The sequence below is a fragment of the Metabacillus sp. 22489 genome, from assembly GCF_052044855.1.
Classification (GTDB): domain Bacteria; phylum Bacillota; class Bacilli; order Bacillales; family Bacillaceae; genus Metabacillus; species Metabacillus niabensis.
Genome location: NZ_JBQENT010000018.1, coordinates 14251 through 26425 on the forward strand (window position 1 = coordinate 14251; position 12175 = coordinate 26425).

Sequence of the window (12175 nt, forward strand, 5' to 3'; positions counted from 1 at the left end):
TAATAGGGAAGACCCATACAATTCAAATGATTAGAGTTTAAACTGTTTTATGTTACTTTTCATTTCTTGTATTCGCTCAACAAGTTTATATGATGCATCAGAAACTTCTTCAAGGGTCGTTAGCTGTTCTTCTCCCATGGCAGCAATTCCAACAACTTGTTCTTTGCTAATTCGCGAACTATGTTCAATTTCCGCAATCGTTTGGCGAACAGTAACCATTTGCTCAAAAGCTACTTGAATATCCTGTTTAATACTTTCAATTTCCTCTTGTTGCTCATTTCTAATTGAAAGAACCTTCTCGTAACGACTCTTTATTTGAGTTGATTTTATATTTGAAGTACGAATATTTTCTAAATTTTGTTCAAGGCAAGATTGCATCGTAACAAAAACATCCTGTAATTGAATCACTTCATTTTCAATATTTAGAGAAAGCTTTGTAGATTCCTCTGATAGTTCTTTAATACGTTTGATTGCACCTTCAACTTTATTGTTGATGAAGTTTTTCGGAAGCTCATTACCTAATGACTGACATACAATATTCAATTCAAATAAGATAAGCTTCATAAATTTTATATGGTCATAAATCTCTCTAGAATTTTTTTGAAGCTTTCTCGTATCGTTGTTTTGTATCTGAATATTGTGGTAAATCATTTCAATCTTTTCTATAAAGTTATCTATAGAATCATTGATTTCATCCGTTAATTTTGTCGTTTCACTAGAATGTAAATTAATTTTGTTTGATTTAATCAATACTTCATTGTATTTGTGAAATAGGTTTTGTACGGTTGCTACTGATTTATGAATGAGTTCATCTTGTTTATGAAGGTTAATCGAAATGGTTTGAGTTGCTTCTGCTACTTCTTCACCAGCAAGCCTATTTTCAAGAATACTTTGATGGATGTCCTTTGACGTTACCGCCACAAGGTCATTTGTTTTTCTAACACTCATAATTATGTCCTTTAAGTTATGAAACATCCGATTATATGCTCGACATAAATCTCCAATTTCATTTTTGGAAGGGATCGATATTTCGCCAATCGTTAAGTTTCCTTCAGCAATTTCATTCGTTTTTTGCCCCAACTTCCGAATCGGTTTAACAAAATTCCCCGATATATACCAGGCAAATAACAAAGAGGCGAGAATGACCACGATAAATAAACATAGATATATAGTTAGGTCTCTCTGTAAATTTAATGAAATATCATTCTTGGATTGTCCAATTATAACAAGCGTTGATTGTAAAAGTAGCTGAACTTTCTCATCAATTAAGGTTGATAGGATTGTAATGTATTCATATGTAATATTTCGTTTATCTGCAGAAACCCCAGATTGAATTTGCTCACCAAGTCTATCAATATATTGAGTAGTGGTATTTAATATTTCACGAACTGCAATAATTTCTTCTGTAAATAATTCGCTTTTATCATTCATTTCAATTTTTTCTAAATTTCGGTACATATCTTTTAGATGATCATATTGACTTCCACTTTCAAATGGAACTTTACCATAAGCAATATCCCTAATTTCGTCATTTAATTGTTGCTTTAACACACCATTTATTGAGTTAGTCATTGTAACCGTTTCCAACATTGCGTTATATTGCTTAACATACCCTAAGAAAAGATAGATCTGGACACAGTTAATAGCTGCAAGCCATACAAGGATTGCAAGAATGACTAGAATTAGCCTAGTTCTTAATGAATAGTCAGATAACTGCAAACTAAATTTCATATTATAATCCTCCCCCCTATATTAATGATTCAATAAGCGTTCCGATATTTCATAATATTCTAAAAATATAGCAATAATAATATAACATCTTTCCAAGAGATTAGTCACGACATTTAAAAACACTTTAAGGGTGTGCCAAACATGTTGAAATTACTAATTATTTAATTGTAATCTTAAACAGGATTAAAAAGAAGGTACGTCAAATAATGAAATAGTGATAGCCAGTGATAGCCCCCATATCTCATACTTTCTAATTTATTTTCCTCCACTAACTAATTTCAAGCTGTAATTACCTGTAACAAACTATGCTAGAGTCTCTTAAAGTATTTCTAAATATCCTTAAAGTGCGATATTTTTATTGTAATGGAGTAGCTTTTAGGTTAAATGAATGCACAAGTTATAAGTTGTTGGAGCTTTTAAAAAACAATGTTTAAAGCTTACTAAACGGAGGAGTTGAATACTTTATTCAAACTCATTGGTGGAAAAAGTTACTTAAAAAAATATTTGTCTGAAATTTTATTATAAAACTTGTGGTCACAAAGGAGGTTATTATAAAAAGCTCATAGCAATTTTGCTATCGAGCTTTTTCTCTATAGCCATTTATTTCAAATAATGACCGTAATTATAAAATCTTTTTTAGATAAGAACAACTGACTTTTTATAAACCCCGAATATATTCTATAAAATAATTTAAACCAGTCTTAGGAAATCGATGATTCTTTTGCACCAACCATAAATCTCTTACAAGCTGTAATCCTTCAATCTTTACCTCTCGTAATACCCCGTATTTCAACTCTCTAAGTACGGTCAACTTTGGGAGAATACTTATTCCAAGCCCAGCTTCAACCGCACTTTTAATCGACTGTGTACTCCCTAATTCCATCGAATTTCTAATTTGTTCAAGAATTTCTAATCTACTTAAAGCATCTTCAACGATCTGACGTGTTCCTGAGTCAGTCTCACGCCACAGCATTTTCTCCTCTGGTAGTTCAATTATGCTTATGCTCTCTTTCTTTGTCCACCGATGATTAGCTGGAACGATTAAGACCAATTCATCGTCTGCAAATTTTTCAGTGATTAGTTCTTTATTGCCAACTGCACCTTCAACTAACGCAACATCAACATCGTTATGCTCTAATTTAGTTAGTATAGTTGGTGTGTTTCTAACCGTTATACTGAACTTAATATTCGGATAAATTTTGCTAAAGCTTCCCAGTATATCTGGCAATAGATATTCACCAATCGTTAAGCTAGTGCCAACATTTAGAACCGTCTCAGCCCGACCAGTAAGCTCATGAACAGCAGCAAACGATCTTTCTGTATAATCAATAATTTCCTTTGCATATGGATAGAGTACCTTCCCAGCCTCAGATAGCTTTAGTTTTCCATCCACTCGATCAAATAAGAGAGCACCATATAATTCCTCAAGCTGATGAATTTGTCTCGTTACCGCCGGTTGAGAAACAAATCCTAACTTTGCCGCCTTCGTAATACTACCTTCATCCACAACATGGCAAAACATTTTTAAGCTTTCAATATTCATCTCTGCTTCACCACCTTTTTCTATATTTTCATTATGTTTTCTTCGATTTAAGGAATCCTTAAAAAGCAATAATTTCCTTAATTATTCAAACTACTTTGGATAAAATAGCATATCTTCTTTCTATTATTACTTTTATTAATACAATCATAATTTAAAAATTACTAAATAGGAGGTAAAGAAATATTTACCCCCATTATCTAAATTATAGCTCAAAATCTTCATTAATTAATCTTTATATTTACACAATAAAAGTAGCTTTTCTCAGCAGCATCCCATGGATGATAAGTATCCTGAAAAGTCATGAAAAGACATAGTTTGGAGAGATGGTCGATTCAAGTGACTTTATAAAATATTGAATCAACACTTTTGAAGTAGCGATAGCGAAGATAGTAGGTTACCTCTGTAAAATTACCTTACACGCTTGCTATAAAACACTTTTCCACATATATTAAATTTAACTTTGTTGACCTATGTGTATATCTGTTAGAAGATAACATAAAACACTAGTTTAGATACATCCGAAAACCAATTACAATTAATAAAACAGATAGCATTTGGAGTATTACTTTTCCAGGAATTTTTTTCGAGAGAAGAACACCAATTTGTGAACCAATAATCACTCCTAAACCACCCCAAAATACAGTCATCCAGTCAATACTGTTATAAAACATTTGGGAGATGACTCCAACCAAAGAGTAAAGAGTTAGAGAAAAAATAGATGTTGCGGTTGCTACATGTGTTGGTACTTTAAATCCATAAATTAAAATGGGAACAAGCAGCCAACCGCCTCCGATTCCCAAATAGCTAGATAAAACCCCCATTAGAAATCCGATTGGAAGAATAAATGTTATTGGAAGGTGACCCTTCTTATCTGTAAGTGATACTGAAACAGCTGATGCTGCTGCAACCTCATCATAACTTCCTTCTTTATTCATTAAATGAACCTTTTTCTTTTTTAAAATTGCTAAAGGTGAATTATTCGCAAATAAGAAAATTCCTAATGCAACTAAAATCGTTGCAAAAATGACGTAGAAATAGCTTGATGAATAGATTTGTAGTAGCCATACACCTAATAAGGAACCAGGAAGAGCGCCAATACTTAGTGTTAAACCTGTATGATAATCGATGCGCTTTTGTTTGGCATAACCAATGACACCAGATAAGGAGTTAATTAATACGATAACAATTCCGGAACCAGCTGCTACCTTAGGATCCATATGAAACAATAGTAGAAGTGCTGGTACGAATATAAAGCCGCCTCCAGCTCCAACAATTGTTCCATAGCTCCCTGCTATTATACCGACTGCTAGCAGTAATAAACCTGTAGTAAGTTCCATCATCATTCTCCTTTCCCTTATGCTTTAAGGCTATCAAAGGAATGGAGAATTGTATATTTGAATAATTTTATAGGCTATAAGAAACTGTTATACCCACTAATGCAATCAGAATTATACAAAATCGATATAAGAGGATAAATTCAAGCCTTGGTAATATATTTTTCGAGGTTAGAAAATAAGTTATTTTACTGAAAGAAACTAAAAATTAAAAGGATTCCTCATATTGAGAAACCCCTTTTATTTCTGCATTTTTGAGTATTAGTTTAAAAAACAAAATTCCTCTGCCATTCAAAAGATAATCTTTCACTAAAAACAATCTATAATTTACACTCGCTTCTTTTTTGTCGCTTTACAATCATAACTCCATATCCATCTAATGATGTCTTCCCATTTAATTCCTCACCTGTTAATAAATCTTTTCCTTCACTAATCTCTACTTCAACTTTTGTTGCATTGTGGTTGAGAACAAATAAGTATGAGTGACCGTCTTTCGTTCTTTCTGTGACCTCTACCCCTTTTGGTGCATCAAGCAAAGGTTTGATTTCCTTTTCCTCACACACTGTTTTGACGAAGTCCGACAAAAATGACGGGTCTGGGCATGTGCCTACGTAATATGCCTTTCCTTTTTCAAATGTGTTACATGTAATGACAGGTGTACCTGCATAGAAATCTGATCCGTATTCAGCAAGAACTTGGGCACCTTCTGAATGGATGATATCAAACAATAAGCTACACTCATAGCTACCTGATAGACTGCCAGTTTCCTTTTTCATAACAATTTGATTTGTTACTTCAGGTGGCAGTGCATCGATTTCTTCTACCCAAATACCGAGAAGATCTCGTAATTCTCCTGGATAACCGCCAAGAGTAACAAGGTCATGTTCATTCACAATGCCACTAAAGAACGTCGTTACAAACGTTCCTCCATTTTTCACAAACTCTTTCACCTTATCGGCATATCCTGTTTTCACCATATATAATACAGGTGCAAAGACGATTTCATACTTGCTTAAATCCTCCTCAACACCGATCATGTCAACAGCTATATTTTCCTCATAAAGGGCTGCATAATATTTATGAACTTCATTTACATAATCCAATGCCTTTGATGGTCCGCTTGATAATTCCGTTGCCCAGCGATTTTCCCAATCAAACACGATGGCTACTTTCGCTTGTACACGTGAGTCGAGCAATGCATCGGAAAGCTGTGCAAGCTCCTTCCCTAGTGTGGCTGTCTCGCGGAAAACTCTTGTATTCTCATGGCCAACATGCTCTATAACGGCTCCATGGTATTTTTCACAAGCACCAACTGATCGTCTTAATTGGAAAAACATGACGGTATCCGCACCTCTAGCTACTGCTTGATAACTCCATAAGCGCATTACACCCGGACGCTTTAAAGAGTTATATGGCTGCCAATTTTGCTGGCTTGGTGTCTGCTCCATAAGCATAAACGGCTGGCCGCTTTTTAAGCCCCGCATTAAATCATGCCTCATCGCTGTAAAGCTCTCTGGTGTGTCATATGCAGGATAATTATCCCATGAAACAACATCCATTTCTTTGCCCCATTTAAAATAATCAAGCTCTTTATACGTTCCCATTAAATTAGTCGTAACTGGGATATTCGGATTATGTTTTTTTAAGGCATCCCTCTCTAGTTTATAGCACTCTAGTAAGCTATCAGATTGAAAAATTCGATAGTCTAAAGATATTCCTTGAAAATTTGTCGAGTCCCCATTCCACTCTTCACTTATAGCATTAGGAGGGACAATTTCATCCCACTCGTAAAACGTATGGCCCCAAAATCGTGTATTCCATGCTTTATTTAAGTTTTCTAAGCTTCCGTATTTATCCTGCAACCATTTTCTAAAGCCTTCAGCACAGTTGTCACAATAACAGTAGCCACCGTATTCATTAGATACATGCCAAATTAAAACTGCTGGATGATCTTTATACCTTTCGCCTAATCTGTCTGCTATCTTTTCAGCATACTTTCGATAAGTTGGACTGTTTGGACATGAATTATGTCTGCCGCCAAATTTTCTTTTTCTTCCTTCATAATCAACTCTTAGAACATCTGGATATTTTTTAGCCATCCAAGCAGGGTGAGCACCTGTACTCGTTGCCAAACAGGTATATATTCCATTTTGATATAACCTGTCAATTTGTTCATCAAGCCATGAAAAGTCATACGTCTCTTCATTAGGCTGATTTAATGCCCAAGAAAACACATTTAATGTCGCAACATCGATCCCAGCAAGCTTGAACATTCGAACATCTTCATCCCAGTCCTCTTTTTCCCACTGCTCTGGATTATAATCCCCACCATACCAAATCTTTGGAAGTTTTTCGTTAATCATATCCCATCACCTTTTTCCTTTATATCATTATAATTACATTGTATACGATTACAAAATCGGAATATATATAATATAATGGAAAGCGATATAAGAAAAAGGAACTCTTTATACAATGAATTTCGGAAGGATAGATACCGATGAAAAAGCATGTTCTCATTCCCTTAAACGAAAATAAACTGCCACTTTTTATTGAAACGATCGGTTTCAATCCTGTACAGGAGACGATTACACGGCCAAATGGTTATCCATATTACCATTGGATTCAAACGGTCAGCGGACAAGGCTCTATCCTATTTCAAAATCAACAAATAAACCTTACTGCAAATAACGGTTTCCTCCTTTTACCTCATATGCAACATTCTTATAGAAATGAACAAAGTGATTCCACACCATGGGAAACACTCTATATCACATTTGGTGGGATGATGGTAAAAGAGATTTTAATTACACTTGAACTCTATCAATCTACCTTTTTCCATTGGGAACAAGAGGCACCGATTTCAACATTCATTATGGGCATATTAAAGCAAAGTGACGAGACAACAGATAGCTTTAGCATTCGTGCTTCTTCCCATGTATATGAATTTCTCCTCCTATTAAAAAAATACGGTAAAACCTATAAGAGTAGTTTAAACGAAACGAATAACTTAAATACTTTATATTCACTTATAGACTGGATGAAATCCCAGCTTTCGAATCCAGACGTTGGCCTAGATGAAATGGCGCTATTTATCAACACATCAAAACGGCATTTGAATTCATTATTTCAAAAAAACTTCCATGTAACTCCTTATGCCTATTTTGTGAATTTACGAATCCAGCAATCCAAAAAGCTTCTCCTAGAAAACAATGATACAACGATTGGAGAAATCGCAGAGCAAGTTGGTTTCCGTTCTACAAGCCATTTTGTCGCTACTTTTAGAAAAATGGTCGGAATTCCTCCTGAGAAGTATCGTCATCTCAACGGTGTTATTTAATACACGGATCTTTTATAAGCAAAAAACGCTAGAAACAGTGTGATACTGATTCTAGCGTTAACGTTACATATGTACTTACATTTGCTCTTCTTTTGTTGGTCCCATAATACTAGGTACTTTTAGTCCGGCTTGACGTAGAAGTACTGTCATTTGCCCGCGATGGTGTGTTTGATGTTCGATGCATTTACTGAGCATCATGCCGCGAGGTGTTAATTGTCCAAAAGCCTCAACCTTTTCAACGATGCTTTCATCTGTTAATCCCTCTTCAACAGCCTTTTTCAATTCTTCAGATACCTTTTTATACGCATCAAGAATCTCACTTGCCTTGTTAGGTACAGTTTTCACATCACCTGGAACGGTAACATTCAAACCTATTTGTCCGGCAAAAAACGAAACACTTGTCACTAAATGCCAGCCTAACCAGCCGAGTGTATTATGCCCTTCCACGATTGCTTGATTTAATTTTTCATCAGTTAAAGCCTCTAAAACACTAATTGTGCCGCTCGCTGAGTTAGACCAATCAAATAAAAAATCATTAACTGTTCTGTACATTGAATCACTCCTTTATTAGTTCCCATTATCAATTTTCATTATAATCATCTCAGGTTTTCATTTGCAATTTTTATGACTATTAAATAGTGATTATTTACTTTTTCTATTTCTGATAAAGAAAGCAAACAAATCAATTAGCGATATACCGAAAATAAAAAAAGCCCCACTCCCCTTTCATATCAAGGAATTGAAGCTTTATTCATTCATCACCTGTATAGGGACTTAAAATCTCATACTTTCCCAACCAATAGTCTATTTGTTAGAGCATCTAGACCGTTCTTTAATCTTTGTTGTGCCTCCTCATGAATGGAAAAGGAATCATCGACTCTTTCAATTTGCTTATCAACCGTATAAACCCCATTCAGAATATTCGTTGCTCCTAAAGCAGAAAGCACTGGATTTAATGCATATTCTATCGCTAAAAGATGTCCAAAGGAGCCTCCAATAACAAGTGGAAGTATTACCTTATTTTTAAATATCTTTTGTGGCAATAAATCAAGGTACGATTTTAATATCCCTGAGTAAGATGCTTTATACACCGGTGTTAAAATCATTACCCCAACTGACTGTTCTACAATTCGATTTGCTCTGTTTATTTCTGCACTGTCAAATTTTGCTTTAATTAGATCTTCTGCAGGTAATGTATGAATGTTAATAATCTCATACGTAATATTTTGTCTCTTAAGAATTGTTAGTGCATATTCTAAAATCCCATAAAGCCTAGACTTATCATTTGGTGCCCCTACAATAATAGAAATATCCGCCATTTTTCTCTCTCCTCATTTTTTATATTTTAGACGTAACTCTAGAAAAGACAGGTTATGCCTTCCCAGTTCATGATTCGGTTTTTCAAATTTAATAGAATAATAGCTCATTGCTATCTAACAGTTTTCAATTTAAATTGTTCAATAGTGACTAAACCTTCCACCTTGAAAATCTCTTTTCCAATTTAAGAAGTAAGAAATTAACAAACATTCCTAAAGCAGATATTGTTAATATTCCAGAATACATATATGCTATTTGAAAATTTTGCTGTGAGCTAATAATTAGATAACCTAGACCTGCTTTTGCCCCTATCATTTCTGCCGCTACTAAAACTAATATGGATGACGATGCTGCTAATCTTATACCTACAAAGATAGTTGGAACAGCAGCAGGTAAAATAACTTTTCGAAAGAGTTTAATAGGACTTAAAGCCATTGATTTTGCAGATTTAATAAATAAAGGGTCAACATTTCGTACAGCACTAATTGTGCTTAGTAGAATTGGAAAGGCACATGCATAGATAACAACAGCAATTTTAGATGCCTCACCTATTCCTAGCAATAGGATAAAAACAGGTAAGATCGCTAATGCAGCTGTATTTCTGAATGCTTCAAGAACAGGATTTGCTAAATCTGAAAAACGTTTAAACCATCCGATGAGTAACCCTAATGGAATCGCAATAATTGTCGCAATAGTAAAGCCAATAATTGAGCGAATCAGACTCGCGATGATGTGCTGTGATAGTTGACCAGACGTTACTAGCTCCCACCATCCTATTATCACCGTCGATAACGGTGGAAAAAAGGCTACCTCCACAAGTCCAAGTCTCGGAATGATTTCCCATAACACAAACAATAATAAAATCGAGAACGATTTCGTAAATAAATTTGTAAATAGTACAAGAATTTTCTTAGGATAATCTGTTAACAGCTGTACTCTTTTTGGTAAACGAATAATTTCTTCTGTATTAGCCATTTGCCTTTAGCCTCCCTTCATAAACCTTAAATAATTTGTTTCTCTAGCTCTTGAGCTTTATCTACTTCTGTGTGCAATAATGACCAAATTCGTTGCCGATATGCCCCAAAATCAGGTTGTGTGCGAATGTCTTCTTTTGATTCTAAAGCATTTAAAGGGATATCAATCACTTCTTTAATTTTGCCTGGTCTTGATGTCATAACTGCAACGCGTTGCCCTAAGTAAACAGCCTCATCTATCCCATGGGTAATGAAAAGAATTGTTTTTCCTGTCTTTTTCCAAATTCTCAACAATTCTGATTGCAATGTTTCACGGGTTTGCGCATCCAATGCTGCAAATGGCTCATCCATCAGTAATACTTTCGGATTATATGCTAGACTGCGGGCAATTGCGATTCGTTGCTTCATACCACCGGAAAGTTCATGAGGGTATCGGTCTTCAAATCCTTCTAAACCAACTAATGCTATATATTCCTTTGCTATATCAAGTTGTTGCTTTTTGTTATATCCCTTCTCCTCAAGTCCAAAAGTTACGTTTCCTAACGCAGTTAGCCATGGAAAGAGAGCATATTGTTGGAAAACAATCCCTCGATCTAACGCAGGGCCTGTTATTGGTTTTCCATCGAGTTTTATTGAGCCCTTTGTAGGAGTTGTTAACCCACTTAATAAATCGAGCAATGTTGATTTTCCGCAGCCACTCGGACCAACAAGTACCATAAATTCGCCTGTTTTGATTTCAAGATTCACATTAGAAACAGCTGAGAATACTTGATGATCTGTACCTTTCCCCCTTTTAACAGAAAATGATTTCGTTACATCTTCAATTTTAATTTTTATACTCATATTTAAGCTCCTTTCTTAAACGATTGTTAGAATATCGCTTTTATTCCTTTACATAAGGATTGAATTCATTTGTATAAACCTCTTTAGGAGATAGCTTTCCTTTTTCTAAAAACCCATCATTTTCTAACCAATCAATCCATACTTGAAATTCCTTTTCTAAAATCTGTCCTCCCTGTGATTCAATCCCCGTCGATTTCCAATAAGGAATTAATTCAGTATCTTCATTCCGATTACGCTTCTCTATAATTTTTTTCATTCTCTCTCTTACCTCTTCAACAGGAGTTACTTTTGCCCATTCGATTGCTTTTGCTGTTCCTTCGACAAATTTAGCAACTGTTTTGGGATTTTTCTTAATAAAATCGTCTCTAAAGACAAGACTTCCAGCCGTAAAGGAACCGAATAAATCAGTATCTTTAAACAACGGGCGAATTCCACCTCTCTCTAATGCTTTATCTTGAATAACTCCTCCCAGTGTTGTTGCATCCAGTTGCCCAGAGCGTAACGCCTGTTCACCGCTAGCAGGCGGAATGACGACTAAATTGACCTGCTCAATTTCTTCCTCTGTTAGCCCTTCTCTTCGTAAAAATTCAACAATGGCAAATTCATGATGAGCTCCCAATGTGTTAACACCTATTTTTTTGCCAATTAAATCTTTTGCTTCCTTAATTGGACTATCCTCTAGAACATAGTAGCCACTATATGTTTGTTCATCTGAGCCGTAATATCCTATAACTGCGGTAATCGGTGCACCAGCTTCCTTCAATTTGAGTATTGCACCGTTAAAGGCTCCTCCAAAATCAATACTATTACTTACAGTTGCTTGGATGTTTTCCGGACCACTAGTCGAATTTCCTGTCCATTCAAGCTTCAATGGCTCAAGATACCCTAAATCTTCGGCTAATTCCCAATATGTCACTTGTCCTGTTGATCCTGAATAACGTAATGTATCAACCTCTAGCTCGTTTTCTCCAGAATGCTCTTTTACAGCACTGCTATTTGCTTCATTACTGCACCCTATTACAAAAATTGAAAGTAATAGGGCATAGAAGCTGACTGCAACCACCTTTGTTATCGAGTTCATCCGTATTTTCCC

At 35.2% G+C, this 12175-nt stretch carries 10 protein-coding genes; 1 reads left to right on the plus strand and 9 read right to left on the minus strand.

Annotated features, from left to right (window positions below):
* Positions 1–30: 30 nt before the first annotated feature.
* The 4 genes from ACTJJ9_RS12240 to ACTJJ9_RS12255 form a co-directional block, all read right to left on the minus strand.
* Positions 31–1731: a methyl-accepting chemotaxis protein gene (locus ACTJJ9_RS12240; RefSeq protein WP_095298406.1), complete on the minus strand. Its 1701-nt coding sequence runs from the start codon at positions 1729–1731 to the stop codon at positions 31–33.
* A gap of 658 nt (positions 1732–2389) precedes the next feature.
* Positions 2390–3274: a LysR family transcriptional regulator gene (locus ACTJJ9_RS12245; protein ID WP_145580651.1), complete on the minus strand. Its 885-nt coding sequence runs from the start codon at positions 3272–3274 to the stop codon at positions 2390–2392.
* A 503-nt stretch (positions 3275–3777) separates the two neighbouring features.
* Positions 3778–4611 carry a sulfite exporter TauE/SafE family protein gene (locus ACTJJ9_RS12250; RefSeq protein WP_145580652.1) on the minus strand — a complete coding sequence of 278 codons (834 nt, stop codon included), beginning with the start codon at positions 4609–4611 and terminating at the stop codon, positions 3778–3780.
* A 317-nt stretch (positions 4612–4928) separates the two neighbouring features.
* On the minus strand, positions 4929–6971 hold the full coding sequence (locus tag ACTJJ9_RS12255) for a beta-galactosidase (RefSeq protein WP_145580653.1): 2043 nt from the start codon (positions 6969–6971) through the stop codon (positions 4929–4931).
* A 137-nt stretch (positions 6972–7108) separates the two neighbouring features.
* Here ACTJJ9_RS12255 and ACTJJ9_RS12260 point away from each other — a divergent pair, with 137 nt between their 5' ends.
* Entirely contained in the window at positions 7109–7948 is an 840-nt protein-coding gene (locus ACTJJ9_RS12260) for an AraC family transcriptional regulator (RefSeq protein WP_145580654.1), read from the plus strand.
* Between the two features lie 75 nt (positions 7949–8023).
* On the opposite strand, the gene ACTJJ9_RS12265 is transcribed toward ACTJJ9_RS12260, so the two are convergent.
* From ACTJJ9_RS12265 to ACTJJ9_RS12285, 5 genes are all read right to left on the minus strand, one after another.
* Positions 8024–8500: a DinB family protein gene (locus ACTJJ9_RS12265; protein WP_145580655.1), complete on the minus strand. Its 477-nt coding sequence runs from the start codon at positions 8498–8500 to the stop codon at positions 8024–8026.
* A 230-nt stretch (positions 8501–8730) separates the two neighbouring features.
* Positions 8731–9267 carry an NADPH-dependent FMN reductase gene (ssuE, locus tag ACTJJ9_RS12270; RefSeq protein WP_095298399.1) on the minus strand — a complete coding sequence of 179 codons (537 nt, stop codon included), beginning with the start codon at positions 9265–9267 and terminating at the stop codon, positions 8731–8733.
* Between the two features lie 148 nt (positions 9268–9415).
* On the minus strand, positions 9416–10240 hold the full coding sequence (locus ACTJJ9_RS12275) for an ABC transporter permease (protein ID WP_145580656.1): 825 nt from the start codon (positions 10238–10240) through the stop codon (positions 9416–9418).
* Positions 10241–10266: 26 nt separating this feature from the next.
* Positions 10267–11082 carry an ABC transporter ATP-binding protein gene (locus ACTJJ9_RS12280; protein WP_145580657.1) on the minus strand — a complete coding sequence of 272 codons (816 nt, stop codon included), beginning with the start codon at positions 11080–11082 and terminating at the stop codon, positions 10267–10269.
* Between the two features lie 40 nt (positions 11083–11122).
* A complete protein-coding gene (locus ACTJJ9_RS12285) occupies positions 11123–12163 on the minus strand; it encodes an ABC transporter substrate-binding protein (RefSeq protein ID WP_145580658.1) in 1041 nt (346 codons plus the stop codon).
* Between the last annotated feature and the right edge of the window lie 12 nt (positions 12164–12175).